Genomic DNA, 23,075 nt, shown 5'->3' with positions numbered 1-23,075 from the left:
GCCGGAGTTGTGAACGGCGCGCGTGCCATGGCGAGAGCGCCCGCGGCGGGTATGTGCGCCGCCGCGGGTCAGCGGCCGGAGCGGCGCTGGCCCCCGCCGTTCTGGCGGACGACGGAGCCGACGGTGAGCTTGCCCGAGCCGCCGGCGTGCGAGGCACGACGACCCGAGGTGCGAGGGTTGCCCTGGGCGTGCTGCGGCGCGCCATGATCGCGTGCCGGGCGGTGCTCACGAGGGACGTCGGATGCCGGACGGCCCGAGCGCTCTGCCTGCGGACGACCCGACCGGTCCTTGCGCGGCTGACCGCCCTGACCGGCACCTGCACCCTGGCCGGCGCCCTCGCGCGCCTCGCGCGCGGCGCGCTTGCGCTGCGCGTTGGCGCCCTGGCTGCGACCACCGCCGGAGCCGCCCGAGCCCGACCCGCGGCGCTGCTGCTCCGCCTTCGGCGCGGGGGCGACGTAGGGCGCGACCTCGCCGACGAGTTCCGTGACGTCGGCGGAGGTCGCCGAGACTTTCACGGGCGTCGCCGTGATCGCGGCCTTACGGAGGAGGTCCTTCACGTCCTTCTCCTGGCCGGGGAGGACGAGGGTCACGACCGAGCCCTCCGCGCCCGCGCGAGCCGTGCGGCCCGAGCGGTGCAGGTACGCCTTGTGCTCCATGGGCGGGTCGACGTGGATGACGAGCTCGACGTCGTCGACGTGCACTCCGCGCGCGGCGACGTCGGTCGCGACGAGCACCTTCGCCTCGCCCGACGCGAACGCGGCGAGGTTCCGGTCGCGGGCCGGCTGCGACAGGTTGCCGTGCAGGTCGACCGCGGGGATGCCCTGCGCCGTCAGCTGCTGCGCGAGCTTCTTGGCGTGGTGCTTCGTGCGCATGAAGAGGATGCGACGCGACGCACCGGAGGCGAGCGTCTTGACGAGGTCCTTCTTCTCCTCGACCGACGCGACGTGGAAGACGTGGTGCGTCATCGCGGCGACCGGCGAGTTCGCCTCGTCGACCGAGTGCAGCACCTCGTTCTCGAGGAAGCGGTTCACGAGCTTGTCGACGCCGTTGTCCAGCGTCGCCGAGAACAGCATGCGCTGACCGGCCGACGGCGTCTTGTCGAGGATGCGCGTCACCGACGGCAGGAAGCCGAGGTCGGCCATGTGGTCGGCCTCGTCGATGACCGTGATCTCCACGGCATCCAGCTTCACGAAGCCCTGCTGCATGAGGTCTTCGAGGCGGCCGGGGCACGCGACGACGATGTCGACGCCGTCCTTCAGAGCGGCGACCTGGCGGTTCTGGTTCACGCCCCCGAAGATCGTCGTGGTCTTCAGCCCGTAGGCGGATGCCAGCGGCGCGAGCGTCGCGTTGATCTGCGTCGCGAGCTCGCGGGTCGGGGCGAGCACAAGGCCGAGGATGCGGCCGGCGCGGCGCGATCCGCCCGCGAGCGCGCCGCCGAGGCGAGCCGCGAGCGGGATCGAGAAGGCGAGGGTCTTGCCCGAGCCCGTCTTGCCGCGGCCGAGGACGTCGCGGCCGGCGAGGGTGTCGGGGAGGGTGTCGACCTGGATGGGGAACGGGCTCGTCTTGCCGTCCTGCGCGAGGACGTCGAGGAGCGGAGCGGGCACGCCGAGCGTGCGGAAAGTGATGTCAGACATAGGGGTGTTTCTGGGCAGGATGCCCGGATCGGTGGCCTCTGCGCGGATGCGCACAGGGTCGCCGTACGAAGAATGTCAGCCGATCATCCGAGCATCGCTCGGGCGGCGAGGGAAGCGTTCTACGACGCGAGCGCACCGAACAGATTCAAGGATCAGAGATTCAAGGATCGGTGCGACAGGTGAGATCAGTCTAGCAGTGCGCTAGGACGCGAAGCGGTCGGTCGCGTCGCGCAGCGCGCGGGCGATGCCGGGTTCGGTCGCGGAGTGCCCGGCATCCGGCACCACGATGTACTCCGCCTCGGGCCACGCGCGGTGCAGATCCCATGCGGTCATGAGCGGGGTGCAGATGTCGTAGCGGCCCTGCACGATGACGGCGGGGATGTCGCGGATCGCCCCGACGTCGTCGATGAGCTGCCCCTCGCGCATCCAGCCGGCGTTGACGAAGTAGTGGTTCTCGATGCGGGCGAACGCGACGGCAGCCTCGGGCTCGGCCATCGACGAGACGAGGTCCGGGTCGGGCAGGAGCGTGAGGGTGGATGCCTCCCACGTCGTCCAGGCGATCGCGGCGGGAACGTGGACCGCGGGGTCGGGGTCGGACAGGCGCCGGTGGTACGCCGCGATCAGCCGCGACCGCTCGAGCACGGGGATGGGCGCGAGGTAGTCCTCCCAGAGGTCGGGAAAGATCGCCGACGCCCCTCCCTCGTAGAACCATTCGAGCTCGTAGCGACGGAGGGTGAAGATGCCCCGGAGGACGAGCTCGGTGACGGCATCCGGATGCGCCTCGGCGTACGCGAGCGCGAGCGCCGAGCCCCACGATCCGCCGAAGACCTGCCACTTCTCGATGCCGAGGTTCTTGCGCAGCAGCTCGATGTCGGCCACGAGGTGCCACGTCGTGTTGTGACGGAGGTCGGCGTCGGGGGCGCTCACGTGCGGCGTCGATCTGCCGCACCCGCGCTGGTCGAACAGGATGATGCGGTACCGCTTCGGGTCGAAGAAGCGTCGATGCCAGGGCGAGGTGCCCGCGCCGGGACCGCCGTGGAGGAAGACGACGGGCTTTCCCTCGGGGTTCCCCGACTGCTCCCAGTAGAGCCGCTGCCCTTCGCCCGCGAGCAGGAAGCCGGTCTCGTACGGCTCGATCTCCGGGTAGAGGATGTCGTCGAGGTGACTCGGCCCGCGGAAGTCGCTCACAGGTCCCTGCCCGAAACCGAGAACGTGTCGCATGCCCCGACGCCCGACTTGTAGCCGGTCGCGAACCAGCGCTGACGCTGCTCGCTCGACCCGTGCGTCCAGGTCTCCGGGTTGACGTACCCCGACTGCGACTGGATGTGATCATCGCCGACGGCGGCCGCGGCCTCGAGCGCATCCTGCAGCTGGGCTTCGGTGGGCGCCTGCAGATACGGGACGCCGTTGTCGTCCTTCTGCTCGGTCATCGCCGAGATCCAGCCGCCGGCGAAGCAATCGGCCTGCAGCTCGGAGCGGACGCCGTTGCTGTCGGGGCCTGTTCCGTTGTCGGGGTACTGGTCGAAGATTCCCGTGATCTGCTGGATGTGGTGTCCGTACTCGTGCGCGAGGATGTACAGCTGCGCGAGGTTGCCGGTCTCGGCGCCGAACTGCTGGCGCATCACCTGGAAGAACGTGGGGTCGATGTAGACGGTCTCCTCCGGCGGGCAGTAGAAGGGGCCGGTCTCGTTGGATGCCGTGCCGCACGCGGTCTCGGTCGACCCGTCGACGAGGACGAGCTGCGGCTCGCGGTAGTCGGTCACCTTGCCCGCCCAGAACTGGTTGATGGCGAGGGATGCCGCGGCGAGCCGGCACGAGTCGTTCTCGTTCGCGTCGGCGCCCGTGTCGCACTGGGTGATCTCACTCTCGGGCTGCTCCGCGTAGCCGCCACCGCCGAGGCCGCCCAGGAGCGCGCCGAAGTCGCCGCCCGTGAAGAGGTTGAGAAGGAGGAGCGCGATGCCGCCGAGACCCGTGATGCCGCCCGCGGCGATCGCACCGCCGCGTCCACGGCGCGTTGCCCCGCTGCCGCTGACATCGGCGTTGCTGTTGAACGTCATGCGCTCACCGTACCGTCTGACGCGTCGCCGCCGTAGGCTCGGACCATGGACCACCCCCGCTCATCCGACGCGACGACCATCACCATCACGGGCGCGGGAGGCCAGATCGGCTACGCGCTGCTCTTCCGCATCGCCTCGGGCGCGATGCTCGGCGCGGATCGACCCGTGCGCCTGCGCCTGCTCGAGATCCCGGCCGGGGTGAAGGCCGCGGAGGGCGCGGCGCTCGAGCTCGAGGACTGCGCCTTCCCGCTGCTGCGCTCGGTCGACATCACCGACGACGCGGCGGTGGGCTTCGAGGGCGCGAACGTCGCGATGCTCGTCGGCGCGAAGCCGCGCTCGGCGGGGATGGAGCGCGCCGACCTGCTCGCCGCGAACGCGGGGATCTTCGGACCGCAGGGGGCGGCGCTGAACGCGGTCGCAGCCGACGACATCCGCGTCGTCGTGGTGGGGAACCCGGCGAACACCAACGCGCTGATCGCCGCGGCATCCGCCCCCGACATCCCCGGCGAGCGCTTCGGGGCGCTCACCCGTCTCGACCACGACCGTGCGGTCGCGCAGCTCGCGGCGGTCACCGGCGCCGCGGTCACCGACATCGACGGCGTCGCGATCTGGGGGAACCACTCGGCGACGCAGTTCCCCGACGTCGACCACGCGACCGTCGCCGGGCGCGCCGCCCGCGACGTGCTCGCCGAGCGCCTGGGCGGCGCCGCCGAGGCCACCGCGTGGCTCGACGACGAGTTCGTGCCGCGGGTCGCGAAGCGCGGCGCCGAGATCATCTCGGTGCGCGGGTCGTCATCGGCAGCGTCGGCGGCGAACGCCGCGGTCGCGCACATCCGCGACAGCGTGCAGGGCACGGGAACGCCCGCGAACCCCGCCGCCTGGACGTCGGCGGCCGTGCTCTCGCACGGCGAGTACGGCGTCGCGGAGGGCGTGTACTCGTCGTTCCCGGTCACGAGCGACGGCTCGGGGTACCGCATCGTCGAGGGACTCGACCTCGACGAGCGCGCCCGCGGCCGCCTCGACGCTTCGGTCGCCGAGCTCGTCGCCGAGCGCGACGCGGTGCGGAACCTCGGTGTGATCTGAGACACGGGAGAGGAACGGAAGGACACCGGTGGAGGCACTCGTCTGGCTGATCGCGGGCATCGCCGCGATCGCGGCATCGACGGTCCTGGCGCGCTGGCTGGGGGTCGCCGGCCCCCTGATCCTCGTGGCCATCGGCATCGTCGCCTCGCTCTTCCTGCCGAAGATCTCGGTTCCCGCGGAGCTGATCCTCGTCGGCATCCTGCCGCCCCTGCTGTACTCCGCGGCCGTGCGCCTGCCCGCCGTCGAGTTCCGCCGCGACGCCCTCCCGATCACGGGGCTCGCGGTGCTGCTCGTCGTCATCACGTCGCTCGCGCTCGGCACCCTCTTCTTCTTCGCGATCCCGGGGCTGGGCTTCCCGCTCGCCGTCGCGCTCGGGGCGATTCTCAGCCCGACGGATGCCGTGGCCACCGGCATCGCGAAACGTCTCGGCATCGCGCCGCGCGTCATCACGATGCTCGAGGGCGAGAGCCTGCTGAACGACGCGACCGCCCTCGTGCTGCTCCGCTCGACGGTGGCCGCCGCCGCGCTCGGCTTCTCGTTCTGGGGCACCGTCGGACAGTTCGTCTGGGGCGTGATCGTCGCGATCGCGATCGGCGCGGTGGTCGGCCTGCTCCTGCTGCGCCTGCGACGGTGGATCACCGATCCGGCGGCGAACACCGCGGTGAGCTTCATCGTCCCGTTCGTGGCGTATCTGCCGACGGAGCACCTGGGCGGATCGGGCCTCGTCGCAGCTGTCGCGGCGGGCATCGTGACCTCGCAGGGCGCAACCCGGTGGCTCACGCCCGAACAGCGCCTGTCCGATCAGGTGAACTGGCGGACGGTCGAGCTCCTCCTGGAGGGCGCCGTCTTCCTCATCATGGGGCTCGAACTGCGCGACATCGTCAGCACGAACGCGACCGATCACTTCGGCCTGGGCCGTCCCCTCGCCCTCGCGCTCGCGGCGATCGGCATCGTCCTCGCCGTGCGCACCCTGTACGTGAGCGGCCTCGTCGCCCTCCTCTCGCGGCGCGCCCGCAACCAGCAGCGCGAGCGGCTCGAGGCGATCAGTGAACGCATCGACGAGATCGAGGCGACCGGCACGCTGCGCGTGCGCGAGCACGAGGGCGGCGCCCGCGCCCAGCGCCGCGCGCGGCGCGCGACGATGGCCGACACCCCCCTCGATTCCGAGCGGCGCGAGCGGCGCATGGCGGGGTTCCGCCGACGGGTCGCGCGCGGCATGAACGACCTGGACTACTACCAGGCATCCCCCATCGGCTGGAAGCACGGCGCGATCATCGTGTGGGCCGGCATGCGCGGTGTCGTCACCCTCGCGGCCGCCCAGACGATCACCGTGGAAGACACCCCGCAGCGCGACCTGCTCGTGCTCATCGCCTTCCTCGTGGCACTCATCAGCCTGCTCGTCCAGGGGCTGACGCTTCCCGTCCTCATCCGGTGGCTGAAGATCCCGGCATCCGTCGACGACAGCGCCGCCGCCGCGGCCGAGCGGGCACGCCTGGAGGACGAGCTCCACGAGGCGGCGCGGGCACGGCTCGAGGCCGGCGACATCGCGAAGGCCGACGGCACTCCCTTCGATCCCGACCTGCTCCGCGCGATCGGCGAGCGGCTGACGGCGCCACCGCCCGAGAGTCGCGAGCTGACGATGGCCGACATGCGGACCCTCCGCATCCGGATGATCGAGGTGCAGCGGCAGAGGCTCGTCGAGCTGACGCGGACGGGGTCGTACTCGACCGAGGCGCTCCGCGAGGAGCTGGCGCAGCTGGACGCCGAGCAGATCAGCCTACAGCTGCGCAACGACGAGGAGTGAGAGGCCCCGATCGTCGAGATGCCCGCCGATCGTCCACAATGGACGTGAGCACGCGAGAGGGCGGAACGAGATGAGTGACCAGACGGATGCCGAGGGCCGCGCCCCGGCCGACTACGCCGAATCGGTTGCGTTGCCCGCCGTCACCGAGGCGGTTCCGGTCATCGTGTCGGGGACGGACTGGTGGGCCGCCCGCCCCGCGGGATCGCGCCTGGTCGGACTCGTCGTCGCGCGCGACGACCTGCCGTCTGTGATCGCGCAGCGCGACGCGCTTGCCGCGTTCGGCGTGCCGATCGAGGGGTTCCGCCACCCCGCACCCGAGACGGGTGAGAGCTGGTCCGAGCGCCTCACGCGCCTGTTCGGGCGCCTCGTGAGCGGAGACGTCGTGGTCGTCGCCGACAAGCACGCCCTCGGGCGCACGGTCGACGAAGAGACGCACGCGATCGCGGAGCTGCGCCGCCGCGGCGTCATCGTCAAGGTGCTCGGCACCCGCCCCTGACCCGCTCGAGTCTCGGGCCGGCCGCGCGGGCCGCAGGCCGGCCTCCGGTCAGGGCGTGCAGACCTTCGTCTCGGGCCCGATCCGCGCGTCGTCGCGCATGAGCGTCACCGCGATGCACGTCGTCCCGCTCGGGTCCACCGGAACCGTCACCGACTCGGTCATCACCCGCGCCGTGTCGGCCTGCTCGGCGAGCGTGTAGGTGTACCAGAGGTAGCCGTCCCCCTCGCGGGGGTCGGGGTTGGTCCAGGTGAAGACGACCTCGCCGCCCTGCACGGTGCCGGCCAGGTCGGAAACCGCCGGCACGATGTCGTCGAGGGGGTCTTGCGGGGCGACGGATGTCGTGGGCGCGGGCGTCTTCTCGGCATCCGGCCCGCCGAAGACACCGGAAACCGCCGTCGCGACGGCGGCGGCGACGGCGAGGATGGCGACGGTCGCGGCGATCCCGATCCACAGCCCGCGCCGTGAACGCCGCGGCGCAGGCTCTTCGCCCGGCCCGAGCGCGGGCGGGTACGGCGGGGCTGCGGCACCGGGCGCGGTCAGGGGCTGGGCGGCGGGGCCCGGCGTGTTCGGTGCGCTCGGCGCGATCGAGACGGGCGGACGGGCGACGGTGCGGTCGTCGGCCTCCGGAGTCGTGGCAGGCGATCCCACCGGAGAAGACGACGGCGGCGCGAACGTCGGCGGCACGACGACGGGGGGCACGTCGCGCGGGCGCGTGGGACCTGCCGCGGGAGCGGTCTGCGGGTCGATGCTGACGATGCCGCGCACGCGGGTCAGCTCGCCGTCGGCATCCTCGGGCTCTGCCCCCGCCGGCGCGTCGTCGAGGATGTCGATCGGGGTGACGGAGTGGGCCGCCTCGATCTGCACGCGCTGCAGGGCGCGCGCGAACGCGACCGCCGACTCGTACCGGTCGCCCGGGCGCTTGGCCATGGCGCGCTCGAGAGCGAGCTGCAGCGACGGCGGCACATCCGCCCGCCGCAGCGGCGGCACGGGCTGCGTCTCGATCCGCTCGATGAGGTCGGCGCCGCCGTTGCGCCCGCCCGGCTGCTCGAACGGCGAGTGGCCGGCGAGCAGGGTGTACACCGTCGCCCCGAGCGCGTAGACGTCGGTGCCGACGCCGGACGCGCCGTCGTCGCTGAACGCCTCGGGGGGCGACCACGGGATCGACATGCCGCCCGAGGCCTCGTCGACCCCGCCGCTGGTCGCGATGCCGAAGTCGGTGAGCGCGGGGCGGTTGTACTCCGTGACGAGGATGTTCGCCGGCTTGATGTCGCGGTGCAGGATGCCGGCGCGGTGCGCGGTCTCCACTGCCGCCGCGACCTGCACCCCGACGCGGAGCGCTTCGGCGACCGAGAACGCCTGCGCCCGGGAGCGGATCTGCAGGTTCGGCCGCGGGCAGTACTCCATGACGAGGTAGGGGCGCCCGTCGTCGGCGACACCCGCCTGATAGATCGTGACGATCGCGGGGTGCGTCGACAGCATCGCCATCGCGTTCGCCTCGGCGGCGAACCGGTCGGCGGCGCCGTCGCTCATGCGACCGTCGAGCATGACCTTGACGGCGACCCGCCGGCGTGGAAGCTGCTGCTCGTAGAGGTAGACGTCGGCGAAGCCGCCGGAGCCGAGCACCTCGACGAACGAGAATCCGGCCAGTGCCGGAGGCGGCGCGGGCGGGCGCTTCGAGCTCACGGAAGATCCTCGAAGGTGACCACGACGCCGTCGCCGAGGTCGAGGGCGTCGCCAGTGACGACGAGCGTCGGTTCGCCTGGATGCAGCCGCACGGGGTCGCCGCCGACCCGCAGCAGCACCGTGCCGTTGGTCGTGTCGAGGTCGGTCACGAGGACGTGCTCGCCTTCGGCGCGGATCTCAACATGGCTGCGCGAGATGTCCTGCCGCGGGCTCTCGACCGCGACGAGGAGGGGAAGCTCGGATGCCGACGTGCGGGTCGCCTTCGGGCGACGCCCGATCACGACGGTGCGTTCGAGCTCGATGACCGGGCCGGTGGAGAGCGTGATGCGCCCGCGCACGGGGCGGCGCGGGGGCACACCGTCGGTCGATTCGTACTGCTCGCGCTCGGCGGCGCGGAGCGCACGCGCCTCGGCCACCGAGACCGTCGCACCGTCGTGGTCGCCCTGGCTACTCAGGCTAGCCTGGGGAACCTTCTTCGCGCGCGGTCGCGCGATCGTGTCGGCCCACGCCGAATCGTCGTCGTCGGTCGCCGCCAGCGAGGCGGCACGCGCCGCGTCGGCGGGCGGTGTCGTCGGCACGGGCGGCACCGCGGCCTGCGCGGGTGACGCGGCGGGAATGCTCTCGGGGAGGGCCGGCGCGGGCGCTGTCGTGGGCTCCGCGACGGGAATCGATACGGGCTCCGGCTCCGGCTCAGGCTCCGGGTCCGGCGCGGAGGCCGCGACGGGCTCCGGCGCGGACCCGACGAGGTCGGCGCTGTCCGCGGCGACCGCGCCGGCGGTGAGCACCGCGACCGCCAGGTCGGCGAGGGCGACGCCCGACCGCAGCGGGACGGCGGCATCCTGCGCCGCGGCACCGGACCCTGCGGCATCCGAGGGCGAGAGGATGACGCGGCGGGCGTCGGTGACGAGTCGCTCCGTCCACGTCGCGGCGCCCTCGCCCGAGACCTCCTCGACCCCCGACGCGGACTCGACCGAGAGGGTGAGCGGCCCGCGCACGGCCACGCGGACGCCGCCCGGCTCCGCCACGGCGAGCGCGAACGGCGGGATCGCGGCGAGCGAGGTGCCGAACGCACTCGCGAGGGCGTCGAGCACGGCGGCGACGCCCTCTCCCAGGCGTCGCCACACGGCCTCCGCCGTGTGAGCGTCGACCGAGGAGGGAAAGACGGCGAAGGCCGCGCCGGCGGCGGCGATCCACGAGGCATCCTCACCGTACGCGGGGCGGTACTGGACGACCGCGCGCGCTCCGACAGGGGTGTCGGCGGCGGTAGGCGGCGTCTGCGGTGTGGTCATGAGGGGGCTCACAGGTGTCTCAAGCGGTGTTTCAGTGGTCTCGTCGAGGTCTCGACCGCGGGCGCGTGTCTTCGTCAGGCTCCGAGCGTCGAGAACCGGCCGGAGCCGTGTCGTAGAGGTCGGCGTCGCCCGCGACGGCGAGCGCATCGACGACGAGGGCGGTGACGTTGTCGCGCCCGCCGTGCAGGAGCGCCTCGTGGATCAGCCGCGCCGCGGCGGCCTGGGGGTCGGGCTCGTCCTGGAGGATGTCGCGCAGCTGCAGCGCGGTGAGCTCGCCGGAGAGACCGTCGGAGCACACGAGGATGCGGTCGCCCGGCTCGGCCGGCACCATCCAGTAGTCGGCGCGCCCGGCGCTGCCAGCGCCGATCGCCCGCGTGATCTCATTGCGGCGCGCGGCGCTTCCGGCCTCTTCGACCGACAGCACCCCGGCGTCGATGAGCTCCTGCACGACGGAGTGGTCAACGCTGATCTGCTCGAGCATCCCCCGCGCGAAACGGTAGGTGCGCGAATCGCCGACGTTGATCGCGAGCCAGTACCCCACACCCCCGACGTCGGCGATGACCACACCGGTCAGCGTGGTCCCCGCTGCGCGACTGTCGCTCGCGATCGCCTCGACCTGCTCACGGGCGCGACGCAGTGCCGCGCGCACCTGATCGATCGAGAGGCTCGGCGCACCGGCGAGGCGTGCGAACTCCGCGACGACGGCCGCGCTCGCACGGTCGCCGGCCTCATGACCGCCCATTCCGTCGGCCACGAGGAACAGCGGCGCGTCGGCGAGAAACGCGTCCTCGTTGATGCGGCGGCGGTGCCCCGTATGGGTCGCGGCGCCCACCCGCACGGTGATCGGCGCTTCGTTCACGGCGCAACCTCGATTCGGACGTGACGGTCGCCGAACTCGAGGACATCTCCCGGGTGCACGCGCACACGCTCGCCCGGAGGCACGGTCTGGCGCTGCGTGCCGCGCAGCACGACGACGCCGTTGGTCGAGTGGCGGTCGACGACCCACAGCGAGCGGTCGGCGTCGGGCGCCAGCTCGAAGTGCGTCTTCGATAGCGAGAGGGTCTCGTCGCGGACGGGTGTCACCAGCGCATCGCGTTCGGGCGCGGGATTGCGACCGAAGACGGTCCGGCCGTAGAGGCCCTGCTGGGAGCCGTCGTCCCACACCAGTCGTGCGAGCGCACGGTCGCCGCCCGAAGGCGTCTTCTCGCCGCCGACGATCACCGTGTCGTCGTTGCGGATGACGGTCTCATCGATCGGATCGTCGAACCCGCCGAAGCCACCGCCCATCCGACCGCCGAGTCCACCGCCGACGGCGGTCTGGGGGATCATCGGAGGCGCCGCCGCCGCGGTCGCGCGCTCGGGAGAAGTGACGCCCGGCACGAAGGAGATCAGCCCGCCCGGCGCCGCGCCGCGGGCGGGCACAGCGGGCGTGGGCACGGCGGGCGTGGGAAGGGCAGGCGCCCGACCGGCGGGCGCTGCGGCCGGAGCAGGGACATGCGGCAGCGCAGCCGAGGGCACCGGCGCCACAGCCGAGGGCACCGGCACCGCGGGCACGGGAAAGGCGGTGGCGGGGGATGCCGCGGCGAACGGCCCGGCGACGACGGGGCTCGCGACCGGCGGCGGCGCGGTCGCGGAGGCTCCGGCATCCTGCGCCTGCGTCGCACGTGTCGGCGCATCGGCCATCACCGCGCCCGCGACCTTGTCGTGCCAGCCGCGGCGCCAGGGCGAGGGGTCGAACAGCGGCGAGAAGTATCCGATGACGACCGCGCCTCCGAGCCCCCAGACGATCGCCCGGAGCAGAGCACGTCCGAAGCCGAGCGGGCGGTCGGTCGCGGCGCCGTCCTCCCACCGCAGGAGGCGCAGGCGCAACGCGCGCATGCCGAACGACCCCGCGCCGCCCTGCATCCACGTCTGGACGAGCAGCCAGGCCGCGAGGATGACGTCAGCGACGACGCCGGCCACGATCGGGGGGAAGCCGCCGCCCGTCGCGACGGAGATGCCGCCGAACACGACGACGGCGACGATGAGCACGGCGGTCGCGACGGCCCCGTCGATGACGACGGCGCCCACACGTCGACCGATGGTGGCCGGGCGGATCATGCGGCGCCGCCCTGGTCTGCGTCGCCGCCCCTGCCGCGGCGACCGGGCAGCACACGCGCGAACACGGCCGCGCCGGTCGGGAACGTGCCCTGCAGCGAGCGGACGCTCAGACGCGCGCGCAGTCGCTGCCACGTCGTCGCGCTGCCCTTCATTCCTCCGACGATATCGTCCACTTCGCGCCAGAACGCATCGACGTCCTCCGGGGACGGATCTCCCGGACCGTAGACCTCGAGATCGGCGCGCGTCGCGAGGGCCGTCACGCGGGGTTCGGTGAAGCGCTCCTCGACGACGAGCGCACTCTCCGAGCGGGTCGCGCCCCGCTCGACGGGCGCGCGCAGGTCGACCGCGGAGTCGACGAGCTCGTCCCATCCCCCCGAGATGCGGTCGGCGGTGCGCGCCGCCGACCTCCGGCGCGCGCGGCGGGCGCCCTTGACGGCGCCCATCACGAGGAAGGGTGCGGCCACGAGCAGCAGAACACCCAGGGTGATGCCGCCGTATAGCAGCACGACACCGATCCAGGCCGGGCCGGGCGGCTCGTCCTCCTTCTGCTCGCGGTCCTCCGCGATCGCCGGCGGAAGATCGGCCGGCTCCTGCGCGGGCGGCGGGGGCTGCAGCACCTGCGGCTTCGGGTTCGCGCGCGGCTTCGTCTGCTGGTCGTTGGGTTCGTTGTCCTCGTCGGGCGCGGGGTCGAACGGGACCCAGCCGTACCCCTGGAAGGCGATCTCGACCCAGGCGTGCAGGTTGTCGCCCGTCGCCTCGAAGGTCGCGCCGCCTTCGTCGTCTTTCCCCGGGTACCACCCCATGACGACGCGGGCGGGCATGCCGAGCTGCGTCGCCATCATCGCCATCGCTGCGGCGTACTGCTCGTCGTCGCCGATCATCTGTTCGCCGGCGAACAGTGCCGTGATGCGGCTCGCGCCGTGCCCCGAGAGCGACACCACGTCGTCGGCGAGACCGTGGCTGAAGAAGCCGTCGGTGTGCAGCCAGCTCTCCAGGGCGCGTGCCCGCTCGATCGGCGTCTCCGCGTCCTCGGCGGCACGCGAGGCGAGCTCGGTGACCTTCTCGGGGATGCCTGACTGCTTCGGCATCTTGATCGCCGCGAACGGCACGTCGGCGAGCGCGGTGTCGCTCGGTGCCGTCGGGATCACGGTCTCGATCGTGTACGCATCGCCGGACCGGAGGCCCGCGGGAACCACGGCCGTGCCGGTGGCGTCGTTGAAGTGGGCCGAGCGCGCGAGCTCCTGCGCACGGGCGCCCTCGAAGGTGAACTCGCGCGTCGCACCGACGTCGGGCAGCCACACGCCCTCCAGGGAGCGGATGTCGAACTCGACCGTCGCGGGCGTGCCCTTCGCCTCCGGCGACATGTTCGAGCGCACCGGCGTGAACGCGCTCGACGAACCCGCGCCGTCATCGGCGACGTTGTAGACGATGCCGTTGTAGGCATCCATCGCCGCGAGGCGGACGCGCGCGTCTTCGGGCAGGCCCGACACCGTGAAGAGCGTCTCGTCCGCGTCATCGCGGACGTAGCCACGGAAGCTCTGCAACGGGCTCGCGTACTGCGTGATGTCGAACGGCGGCACGACGAAGTCACGCAGGATGAAGCGTGCCGTGGGCGGCGTCGCGAAGGCCGCGGTGGCGACGCCGGCCCCCGCGGCGACCGCGAGCACGACGGCGCCGGAGACGAGGCGGCGCGTGCGCGAAGAGCGGAGGGCGGCGGCATCCGAACCGCCCGCGGATTCGACCCGGACGGCGGCTCGGTCTTCGTACCAGGCGTGGCGAAGCGCGAGCCAGACGATGGCGACGGCCGCGAACAGCAGACCCTCCACGAGCGGCGCGGCGGGCTGGGCGACGCCGAGGAGGATGCTCGCGACGAGGATCACCAGCGCGGGGACGAGAGCCCACGCGGCGCGGCGCGCGCGCATCGCGAGAGAGGCGGTCAGGACTCCGCCGACGAGGGTGAGGAGGAACGGCACGACGAGGTGACCGTCGGCCGGCGAGACGGGCGGCACGGTGGTGAGCAGCTGCTTCCACGAGGTGACGACCCCGACGACGAGCTCGCGGAGGGTGTCGAGTGTCGGGATGACGCCGAGGATCGTCGTGTGGGGCAGAGCGAGCGCGCCGCCGAAGACGAGGTAGGCGCCGACCGTCACCCCGGCGAGCGGGAGGATGCCCCAGCGCCGCCACGCGCCGACGAACGCGATCGCGAGCCCGAGCGCCAGACCGCCGAGCGCGGCGACGACGTACTGCGGGCTGTCGAAGGTGTTCGCGAAGCCGATGACCGTGACGAGCAGGAGGAGCGCCGCGGCGATGAGGTCGAGCGCGACGACGCGGCGCGCGGGGAGCGCGGACGCTCCGGTCGGCGTCGCGCCCTGACGGCCAGGGCTCAGAGGCGCAGCGCTCTGAGGGGCAGCGCTCTGGCGGGGCCGGCTCATGCGAGCACCTTCCGCACGGCGCGGGGCAGCTGGTCGAGGTCGCCCAGCGTGATGACGTCGGCGTCGCCGATGCGCTGCAGGGCGGGTGCGTCGACGCGGGTGTCGGCGACGACGGCGAGCGTGCGGACATCTGCCGGGAGGCGCGAGCACGCGAGACGCAGGTCAGAGGCATCCGTCTTCGACCCCGTGATGAGGACGATGACGGCCGCGTCGGGCGCGTGCGTCGCGATCGACCCGGCGAGCGCCACGACGCCGCCCTGGCGGGAGCGCGAATGGCCCAGCTGCGAGAGCTCGTCGAGGAACCGCCGCGGCGACAGCGAGCGGAGCGGGCCGCTCTGGGTGCGTGCATCGAGCACGCGCGAGTCGCGGAGGGCGCGCAGGCCCACGGAACCGGCGACCGAGATGGCGAGCTCGAACTCCTCGGGCGTGCGGTATTCGCCGGACGGCGTCGACAGGCCGACGACGAAGTGCGAGCGGCGGGTCTCTTCGTACTGGCGCACCATGAGGTCGCCGACGCGCGCGGTGGACTTCCAGTGGACGTGCCGCAGGTCATCGCCGGGCTGGTACTCGCGGAGCGCATGGAAGGACACGTCGTCGCGGGCGAGCTGCGTCGAGGGGAGCCCCTCGAGGTCGCGGACGTAGCCGAGCGAGAGCCCCTCGAGCGGGGTCGTGCGCGGGTGGACGTACAGGTCCACGGCCTGACGACGGTCGTGCGTGCGCTCGAACAGTCCGATCGGGTCGCCGCGGCGGACGCTCACCGGGCCGACTTCGAGCACCCCGCGTGCGGTCGTCGGGATCGCGAAGACCTCGTCGTGCGCGGCGCCGGGCTGCAGGCGCGGCACCTGGAAGACTCCGCGCCCCTGCCCGACCGGCAGCACGACCTCCGAGGGCAGCAGGGTGCGGGAGGTCGCGTTGGCGAGGGTCAGCCCGCCGACGGCCCGCTCGCCCACGACGACACGCGTACGGGTGAGATCGAGGTCGATGTCGTACGTCGTCCGTCCGAAGAGGAATCCGACGCTCAGAACGAGGATCACGGTGAGGATCACCGCCGCGACCATGAGCTCCGTCCACCCGAACGAGAGAGCGAGCCACCACAGGACGACCGCCGCGAGGAGAACGACCCGGCCGAGCGGGCGGATGACCGCGGCGACCTGTCCGGCGACACCGCCCGTGACCCGTGCCGCGCTCTCCGCGCGCTCGCGCCACCGCTCCGCGCGCGTCGCGGCGCGCGGCGAGATGAGGCCGGTGTCCTCGGCATCCGCCGCCTCTCCCTGGCGGCGCGAGGGAGCGAGCGTGTCGGGCGTGGTGGTCATCTCCGTCGGGCGCCGATCAGCTGGCGGCCCGCGCGAGCGGCGCCTCGACGGCGGCCAGCGCGCGCTGCACGACGGTCTCGGCGGTGGTGCCCGCGAACTCCGCCTCGGGATCGAGCACGAGGCGGTGCGCCCAGACCGGCACGGCGAGCGTCTTGATGTCGTCGGGGATGACGAAATGGCGCCCTTGCGCCGCGGCGTACACCTTCGCGACGCGGATCATCGAGATCGCACCGCGCACCGAGACGCCCAGGCGCGTGTCGTCCGACGCGCGCGTGGCCTCCACGATCTGCGCCGCATAGCGGGCGACGGCGGGGTCGACGTGGACGGACGCGGCGAGGTCGGCCATGTCGGCGACCGCGTGGGTCGTGATGACGGGTTCGAGGTTCGCCGACGGGTTGCGGTCGACGGCGCCGACGAGGATCCGCTCGGTGACGGCGAGCGTCGGGTAGCCGATCGAGATCTTCAGCATGAAGCGGTCGAGCTGCGCCTCGGGCAGTTTGTAGGTGCCCGACTGCTCGATGGGGTTCTGCGTCGCGATGACGAGGAACGGGCGCCCCACCTCGTGGGCTGTGCCGTCGACCGTGACACGCGACTCCTCCATGACCTCGAGAAGCGCCGACTGGGTCTTCGGCGAGGCGCGGTTGATCTCGTCGGCGAGGACGATCGAGGCGAACACCGGGCCGCGGTGGAACTCGAAGCGGTGGTTCTGCTGGTCGTAGATCGTGACGCCGGTGACGTCCGAGGGCAGCAGATCGGGCGTGAACTGGATGCGGGTCGAGGTGCCCTGCACGCTCGCCGCGAGCGCCTTGGCGAGGCTCGTCTTTCCCGTGCCCGGGGCGTCTTCGAGCAGCACATGGCCCTCGGCCAGCATCGCCGCCAGCACGAGCCCGACGACCTCGCGCTTGCCGAGGAGTGCGAGATCGACGTTGTCGACGAGGCGCGTGAAGGTCTCGCGGAACCACGCCGCCTGTTCCGGGGTCATGCTCATTCGTTCTCTCCTTGCCGTCGCGAGGTGTGCGGGGTCATCCCCATGGCCGCGTCTCGTATTTCTTGCCGTTGAGGACGACCCAGACGGGCTGCCCGGATCCGCCGAGGTAGCACTCAAGCCGCGTCGAGCCGTTCGCGGGGAAGTACACGGGGCCCTCCCAGCTGTTGAACTGACCACCGTCGACCATGCACTTGTAGGTGTACTCGCCCGCAGGGAAGTCCTGCGTCGTCACCTTGAAGTACGCACAGGAGGCGGAGGAGCAACCGGGCTGGCCTGCCGCGCTTCCACCCTTCGACACCCATGCCCGCGGTTCGGGCGGCGGCGGCTCGGCCTCGGTCTTCGCCGAATCGGAGGCCGTCGTCGTCTGCCCCGCGGCGGTCGTGCGCACCTCGAGGGTCGCGGTGAAGCTGTATCCGCGTGTTCCCGAGCGCGAGCCGCTCGCGCCCACCGTCTCCCAGCCTCCGCCGTCGATGCGGATCTGGGTGGTGATGTCGCGGCCGTTCCGGGCGGGCGAACCCCACGTGTAGGTGACACTGCGTCCGCTCGCGTTCACCTTCGCAGAGGGGTTGCCGATCGGCCCGTACGGCGAGACCTTGTTGGATGCCGCCGATGCGGCTCCCTCGTACGTCGACCCGTCGGCCGTCGAGACGGCGCGGACGCGGATCGAGTACGTGCCGTTGTTGCTCACGCCGCTTCCGATCCGCCCCGAGCCGTCGGTCCCGCCCGACGCCCAGTCGCCGCGCCAGCTGCCGCCCTCGACGGAGAACTGGTACTTCACCTCGCCGGCGTTCGCACCGTTGAGCGGCCCGGCCTTCCAGGCGACGTCGACCGTGTTGTTCCCCTCGGTCGCGGAGACTCCGGTCGGCGCCCCGGGCGGGGTGAACGCGCGGCGTGGTGCCGACGGCTCGCTCCACTGGCCCCAGCCCGCCTTGTTGGTGGCGCGCAGAGCGAACGTGTAGTCCGCCCCGGATGTCGGCAGGCTGATCGCCTGGCTCGTCTGCCCCGCCGCGGGCGTGACGGTGCGCACGACGGTCATCCCCTGGCGCACCTGCAGCTCGTACTGCGCGATCGCGTCGCCGTTGTCGGCCGGCGCCTTCCAGTCGACCTGGAGCTGCGCCTGCGAACCGACGGAGTCGATGCGCTTCGTGGTGGGGGCGGCGGGCTGCGCGGGGGGAGCTGCGGGCACCATCGAGGACGACCACGGGCTGAACTCGCTCGGCTCGGGGGCACGGTTGTGGGCGCGGACGCGCACTTGATACGACGTACCGTTCTGGAGGCCCTCCCAGCGCAGCGTGGTTCCGCTGACACCCGTCTTCTGCGCGATACCGGACGGCGGGGCGGGAGAGATCTCGAGCGTGTAGCTCTCGACCGGCGACCCCTCGGTGCGCGGAACGGTCCACGCGACCTCGAGCGCGCGATCGTCGAAGTCGAGGGTCGGCGGGGCGGGGGTCTCCGGACGGACGTCGGGGCGCGCCGTCTCCGACGGAGCGGAGGGCTCCGAGACACCGACCGCGTTCGTCGCGGTGACGGTGAAGTTGTACTCGACGTTGTTGGTCAGAGCGTCGAGCGTGCACGTGGTCGCGGCGCACGACTTCGTGTACCCGCGTGCGGCATCCGTCACCGTGTATGTCGTGATCGGCTTGCCGTTGTCGATCGGCGGCGTCCACGAGAGCACGACCGTGCGGCTCTGCACCGACGACACGGTGGGCTTGCCCGGGGCGTCGGGCCGGCCCTGCACGGTGATGCGCACGCGGCCCTCGACGACACGGTCGGCGTCTTCGGTCTTGTCGAGCACGCGGTAGCGGGCGACGACCGTGCCGACGAAGTCGCCGGGGGTCGTCACTTCGACCCGGTCGCCGACGACGCGGACCTCTCCGGCCCCCGACTCGCGCCCGGCGTCGAGGATCTTCAGGGGCGTGTCGGGGAACGGGTTGACGTCGTTGTCGAGCACCGGAACGCTGACGGTCTTGCCCTGGTCGGCCTCGGGGATGATGTCGTCGTTCGCGGTGGCGAGCGGGCGCGTGGAGGCGCTGACCGTCACCGTCACCTCGGCCTCGACCGGGTCGGACTCTCCATCGGTCGCGGTCACGATGATCGTCGCGACCGTGCCCTTGGGCGTCTTGGCCTCGGCGGAGACCTTCAGCTGCGTGCCGTCGACCGAGACCGACATGCCCTCGGGTGCGCGCCCGCGTGTGCCGAACTCGATCGTCGTCCCCGGGTCGGGATCGGTCGCGAGGCCCGCGAGATCGAGCGTCGCGGCGTCCTCGCCCGGGGCGACCGTCATCGACGCGCCGACGAGGGTCGGGGGCTGGTTGTCGGGCGGCAGCACGGTGATCGGGATCGTGAGGGTCGCCTTGCGGCCCGTGGCGTCGTCGGGACCCGTGCCATCGGTGACCTCGAAGGTCAGCGCATCGGCGCCGAAGTAGCGCTCCGCGGAGGTGTAGACGAGCGTCTTCTGGTCCTTGATGAGGCTCGCCCCGTCGGAGTGCGCAGCGAACACCTTCGCGGCCTCGGTGATGACGACGTCCTTCCCACCGGCGGCGCGCACGTACTGCGACAGCGGCAACTCGACCGTCTCCCCGCTCTTCACCTCGAGGGCCTTCGTCGAGATGAGCGTCGGCGGGAGCTCGGCGAGACTCGGCACGCGCAGGAACGCGGACGCGCTCTGGTCGTCGCGGTCGGTGATCGTGTAGGTGATGAGCTGCGGAGCGTCACCGACCGTGACGCGCACGGCGCCGTCTGCCGCGACCCGCGCGGTCCCGGCCCCCGTGCCGAGTGTCACCGTCAGCTCTCCGCGCGTCCCATCCGGGTCGTCGTCGTTGTCGAGCACCGCGGTGCGCGCCGTTCCGTCGTCCTCGACGTCCTCGGGTCGCACCCGATCGTCGCGCGCGACGGGCGCGAGCAGCGGCACCTCGTCGTCGACGGTGATCTGCACGCTCGTCGTGGCCTGCAGGCCGCGTGCGTCGCTGATCGTGTACTGCACCGACGTGTTCATCTCCTCGTCGGGTGCCGTGATCAGCAGGTACTCCCCCGCCGCCTCGGCGGCGAGTCCGGGCACGTCGGGCACGTCCACGGCATCCGGAGCGAAGCCGTACTCGTCGCCGTCGGGATCGGAGTCGTTGGCGAGCACGGGCAGGGCCACCTGCCGACCGGGGCGCATGACGACAGAGTCGCGCACGGCGTACGGCGCCTGGTTGACGGTCGCCGCGGGAGCGATGCCCACCTGGACCGTCGCGGTGCCCTCCCTCCCGAGGCGATCGCGGACGCGGTAGGCGAACGCATCGGTGCCGGTCGAGTCCTCGAAGGCCTGGTAGGTGAAGCCGTCGGCGTTCACCTTCGTGATCCGACCCTTCTTGGGGGCCTGGTCGACGCCGACGAGCTCGACCGAGTCGCCGTCCTCGTCGATCCCGTCGAGCGGCACCGGGATCTCGACGCTTGCACCGCTGAGCGTGCGCGAGGTGAGATCGCGCGGGCGCGGGGCGGCGTTGGCCTCGTCGTCACGCGGGAGGATCTGGATCGTGACGTACCCGGCATCCCGCTGTCCGGTCGAATCCTGCACCTCGTACGTGGCGTAGACGGTTCCCGGCTCGTCGCCCGCGCGGAACCGGACGACGTCCTCGGAGACGAATGCCTCGCCATCGGCGGGGTCGATGTACGGTTCGACGAGGTCGGACGAGAGCGTGAGCGTGTCGCCGTTCGGGTGGTAGTCGTTCTCCAGCACCGGGATCGTCACGACGTCTCCGACGCGGACGACCGCACGGTCGTCCTCGGCGACGGGCGGTCGCTGGCGGGCGGGGGCCGGCACGGGGATGACGACGATCTCGCCCGACGCCGACTGCGTCCCGTTCGAGATCGTGTACCCGACGCGCGACTGCGCACTGAGCTGGCCGAGGTCGGTGATGCGCACCGTCTCGTGTCCGAGGACGGATGCCGCGATGCCGCTGCCGGGATCGACCGTGACCGACTGGACGACGAGGATGCCGCCGCCGGGATCCGTGTCGTTGGAGAGCACGTTGACGAGGACGTCATCGCCGCTCGGCAGGAGCGCGACGTCACGCACCGCGACGGGGGGAAGGTCCTCGGCGGCCTCGGGAAGGACGTCCACGCGGACGATGCCGGGCACCGAGTTGGGGCCGGCCGACACGAGGTACGGGACGTAGTAGGTGTCCGCGACGTCGGCGGTGAAGGAGAAGGTCTTGTCGGTGTAGTCGGGGCTGATCGTGGTTCCCGGGACCTCGTCGACGCGGGTGAGGCGCAGCTGCTCGCTTCCCGAACTGGTGTCGTTCGTGAGCGGCGCGACCGTCACCGAGCGACCGACGCGGGTGACGACGTGGTCGGCATTCGTCAGCGGCACCGTCGTCCCGAGGGGCACGATGTCGTACCGGGCGACTCCCGCGCCGTCGTCGGTGCCGTCGGACACCGTGATCGGCACGTCCTTGCGACCCTGCACCCCGCCGATCGCGCGATAGGTGATCTGCCCGTCGGAGGTGTAATCCGCCTCGTCGCCGCCGTCGGGCGTGACGTTCAGCAGGAAGATGTCGTCGCCGTCCGGGTCGATCCAGTCGGGCAGCACGTTGTAGGACGCAGTGCCGCCCGTCTCGACGGTGATCGGCGTCTTCCGCTTCTGCACCGGCGGGGAGTTGACGTCGAAGTCGTGCACGGTGAGCGAGACGGATGCCGTGGCCTCGCCGCCCCGGCCGTCCTCCACGACGTAGTCGAACGTCGTGGAGCCCGAAGCGCCCTCCTCGGTCGTGATCTGGAGTGCCGCGCCGTTGTGGATCGGCTCGACCCGCCCGAAGGCGGGGTCCTTCGACACCGCCGCGACGAGGACGTCGCCGTCGGCATCCGTGTCGTTGTCGAGTATCGGAAGGACCGTCGTGCGGCCCGGGCGGATGCCGTACTCGTCGTCGACCGCGATCGGCGGCGTGTTCTGCTCGGTGCGCTCGGGGAGGGTCGTCTGCACCGTCTCTTCGGTGGTCTCCTCCTCCTCTTCGCCCTCGCCCTCGGGCGGTGTGATGTCCTGCCAGTTGTCGACGCGCTGGAGCGATTCCGAGGCGAGCCACGCGGCACCGCCGAAGACGTCGTTGAGCACGACGACGTCGCGATTGACCCGAAACTGCAGGACGGCCGTCGGGTCGATGCCCGGCACCTCCTGGACAAGGTCGTCGGCGGTGCCGGGGCAGTCGCGGACGAACCGACCCGTTCCCGACCACGCACCGTACGCGCAGCCCGCGACGAACACGGGCTCGGCGGGCGTGCCCTCGCCGCCCTCGGCCGAGATCGTGACGGGGTCGCCACCGCCGCGCGGCAGGCGGAGGAGCTCGGTGGGGGTCGCGACCGTCACGGTGTCGGTGTCGGGCGAGGGCTGCTGCAGCACGGCATCCGGACCGACCTCGGCCGTCGACCCGTCGCTGCCGAGAATCGTCCGGGTGTCCGCGTCGAGCACGTAGGCGGTGGCGCCCACGGCCGTGACCGAGAGATCGTGGTCCTTCGCGACGCCCTCCAGCTCGCGCGAGGAGGTCTCGGTCATCTCCGCATCGTCGCCGGGCGCGTAGCTGCGCAGCGTGCCGCTCTTCGCCGCGGCTGCCCAGACGACGCCGTCGGCGCCGACGGCGAGCGCGGCGTTCTTGCCGAGATCGGCGACGGGTTCGGTCCCCTCGGCGCCGAGGGAGGCGACCCCGCTGAAGGGCGCCGACCAGAGCGCGCCGGAGGGTTCGAGGACGGCGACCCTGTCGGCCCCGAGCGCGACGGCGGAACCGGGAGCGACGTCGGCCGTCTCGGAGAGGATCACGCGCGCGGGGTCGACGGCGGCGACGGATGCCGCAACCGGGTCGACGATCATGACCCGCGACCCGCTCTGCAGGATGTCGTAGTCGCTCGAGACGGCGCGGAGCCCCCCGTCGAGGACGCGCGAGGAGTGGTTGAAATGACCGACGAGCAGGCTCGACTGCTTCGAGACCCACACGCCGCCGTCGTGGAGATCGACTTCGGTCGTGGGCTTGCCGTCATAGGTGACGGCGAAGAAGCCGAGAGCAAGGGCGGCCGCCGTGACGACACCCGCCGAAGCGAGGGTCTTCGGGCGCGCGCGAAGCCACGCGAAGGAGGTCATCGTCGGCTCGGCTCCCCTCAGTGCTCGCGTCGCGCACCGCATCCACTCCATGCGGCTGTCCGTCTGAATCCACCCGTGCGATCCGGA

At 72.2% G+C, this 23,075-nt stretch carries 14 protein-coding genes; 3 read left to right on the top strand and 11 right to left on the bottom strand.

Going from position 1 to position 23,075, the window contains the following annotated elements:
• Nucleotides 1-68: 68 nt before the first annotated feature.
• From ACRVYW_RS08835 to ypfJ, 3 genes are all read right to left on the bottom strand, one after another.
• The gene (locus tag ACRVYW_RS08835) at nt 69-1,634 is read right to left on the bottom strand and encodes a DEAD/DEAH box helicase (RefSeq protein ID WP_431803732.1); all 1,566 of its coding nucleotides are present in this window, start codon (nt 1,632-1,634) and stop codon (nt 69-71) included.
• Nucleotides 1,635-1,835: 201 nt separating this feature from the next.
• Entirely contained in the window at nt 1,836-2,822 is a 987-nt protein-coding gene (pip, locus tag ACRVYW_RS08830) for a prolyl aminopeptidase (RefSeq protein ID WP_431803730.1), read from the bottom strand.
• Entirely contained in the window at nt 2,819-3,691 is an 873-nt protein-coding gene (gene ypfJ, locus ACRVYW_RS08825; protein ID WP_431803728.1) for a KPN_02809 family neutral zinc metallopeptidase, read from the bottom strand. Before ypfJ ends, pip begins: the two co-directional genes overlap by 4 nt.
• 45 nt (nt 3,692-3,736) lie before the next feature.
• Here ypfJ and ACRVYW_RS08820 point away from each other — a divergent pair, with 45 nt between their 5' ends.
• From ACRVYW_RS08820 to ACRVYW_RS08810, 3 genes are all read left to right on the top strand, one after another.
• On the top strand, nt 3,737-4,774 hold the full coding sequence (locus ACRVYW_RS08820) for a malate dehydrogenase (protein ID WP_431803726.1): 1,038 nt from the start codon (nt 3,737-3,739) through the stop codon (nt 4,772-4,774).
• Nucleotides 4,775-4,802: 28 nt separating this feature from the next.
• Nucleotides 4,803-6,578 carry a cation:proton antiporter gene (locus tag ACRVYW_RS08815; protein WP_431803724.1) on the top strand — a complete coding sequence of 592 codons (1,776 nt, stop codon included), beginning with the start codon at nt 4,803-4,805 and terminating at the stop codon, nt 6,576-6,578.
• A 70-nt stretch (nt 6,579-6,648) separates the two neighbouring features.
• On the top strand, nt 6,649-7,074 hold the full coding sequence (locus ACRVYW_RS08810) for a dehydrogenase (RefSeq protein ID WP_431803722.1): 426 nt from the start codon (nt 6,649-6,651) through the stop codon (nt 7,072-7,074).
• 48 nt (nt 7,075-7,122) lie between these two features.
• On the opposite strand, the gene ACRVYW_RS08805 is transcribed toward ACRVYW_RS08810, so the two are convergent.
• From ACRVYW_RS08805 to ACRVYW_RS08770, 8 genes are read right to left on the bottom strand one after another with little or no spacing between them, the layout of a single operon-like run.
• Nucleotides 7,123-8,757 (bottom strand): serine/threonine-protein kinase, encoded by a 1,635-nt coding sequence (locus tag ACRVYW_RS08805; RefSeq protein ID WP_431803720.1) that lies wholly within the window; start codon nt 8,755-8,757, stop codon nt 7,123-7,125.
• The gene (locus ACRVYW_RS08800) at nt 8,754-10,046 is read right to left on the bottom strand and encodes an FHA domain-containing protein (protein ID WP_431803719.1); all 1,293 of its coding nucleotides are present in this window, start codon (nt 10,044-10,046) and stop codon (nt 8,754-8,756) included. The genes ACRVYW_RS08805 and ACRVYW_RS08800 overlap by 4 nt, the downstream gene beginning before the upstream one ends.
• A 31-nt stretch (nt 10,047-10,077) precedes the next feature.
• Entirely contained in the window at nt 10,078-10,905 is an 828-nt protein-coding gene (locus ACRVYW_RS08795; protein WP_431803717.1) for a PP2C family protein-serine/threonine phosphatase, read from the bottom strand.
• The gene (locus ACRVYW_RS08790) at nt 10,902-12,146 is read right to left on the bottom strand and encodes an RDD family protein (protein WP_431803715.1); all 1,245 of its coding nucleotides are present in this window, start codon (nt 12,144-12,146) and stop codon (nt 10,902-10,904) included. Before ACRVYW_RS08790 ends, ACRVYW_RS08795 begins: the two co-directional genes overlap by 4 nt.
• Entirely contained in the window at nt 12,143-14,578 is a 2,436-nt protein-coding gene (locus ACRVYW_RS08785; protein WP_431803713.1) for a transglutaminase-like domain-containing protein, read from the bottom strand. The genes ACRVYW_RS08790 and ACRVYW_RS08785 overlap by 4 nt, the downstream gene beginning before the upstream one ends.
• Nucleotides 14,575-15,891 (bottom strand): DUF58 domain-containing protein, encoded by a 1,317-nt coding sequence (locus tag ACRVYW_RS08780; protein WP_431803711.1) that lies wholly within the window; start codon nt 15,889-15,891, stop codon nt 14,575-14,577. Before ACRVYW_RS08780 ends, ACRVYW_RS08785 begins: the two co-directional genes overlap by 4 nt.
• A gap of 16 nt (nt 15,892-15,907) precedes the next feature.
• Complete coding sequence (locus ACRVYW_RS08775) at nt 15,908-16,879, bottom strand: AAA family ATPase (protein ID WP_431803709.1); 972 nt, start codon at nt 16,877-16,879, stop codon at nt 15,908-15,910.
• A gap of 34 nt (nt 16,880-16,913) precedes the next feature.
• Entirely contained in the window at nt 16,914-22,988 is a 6,075-nt protein-coding gene (locus tag ACRVYW_RS08770) for an Ig-like domain-containing protein (protein ID WP_431803708.1), read from the bottom strand.
• Nucleotides 22,989-23,075: the final 87 nt, after the last annotated feature.

It is taken from the genome of Microbacterium sp. bgisy203 (assembly GCF_965345155.1).
Lineage (GTDB): Bacteria > Actinomycetota > Actinomycetes > Actinomycetales > Microbacteriaceae > Microbacterium.
The sequence above is the reverse complement of the archived record's forward strand: the minus strand, read 5'-3'. Positions and strand labels throughout refer to the sequence as shown.

Excerpts from the sequence above, each read along its gene's own strand:
- ACRVYW_RS08785 (WP_431803713.1), bottom strand. The coding sequence starts at position 14,578 with ATGAGCCGGCCCCGCCAGAGCGCTGCCCCTCAGAGCGCTGCGCCTCTG.
- ACRVYW_RS08775 (WP_431803709.1), bottom strand. The coding sequence starts at position 16,879 with ATGAGCATGACCCCGGAACAGGCGGCGTGGTTCCGCGAGACCTTCACG.
- ACRVYW_RS08770 (WP_431803708.1), bottom strand. The coding sequence starts at position 22,988 with ATGACCTCCTTCGCGTGGCTTCGCGCGCGCCCGAAGACCCTCGCTTCG.
- ACRVYW_RS08820 (WP_431803726.1), top strand. The coding sequence starts at position 3,737 with ATGGACCACCCCCGCTCATCCGACGCGACGACCATCACCATCACGGGC.
- ACRVYW_RS08780 (WP_431803711.1), bottom strand. The coding sequence starts at position 15,891 with ATGACCACCACGCCCGACACGCTCGCTCCCTCGCGCCGCCAGGGAGAG.
- ACRVYW_RS08810 (WP_431803722.1), top strand. The coding sequence starts at position 6,649 with ATGAGTGACCAGACGGATGCCGAGGGCCGCGCCCCGGCCGACTACGCC.
- ACRVYW_RS08800 (WP_431803719.1), bottom strand. The coding sequence starts at position 10,046 with ATGACCACACCGCAGACGCCGCCTACCGCCGCCGACACCCCTGTCGGA.
- ACRVYW_RS08835 (WP_431803732.1), bottom strand. The coding sequence starts at position 1,634 with ATGTCTGACATCACTTTCCGCACGCTCGGCGTGCCCGCTCCGCTCCTC.
- ypfJ (WP_431803728.1), bottom strand. The coding sequence starts at position 3,691 with ATGACGTTCAACAGCAACGCCGATGTCAGCGGCAGCGGGGCAACGCGC.
- ACRVYW_RS08790 (WP_431803715.1), bottom strand. The coding sequence starts at position 12,146 with ATGATCCGCCCGGCCACCATCGGTCGACGTGTGGGCGCCGTCGTCATC.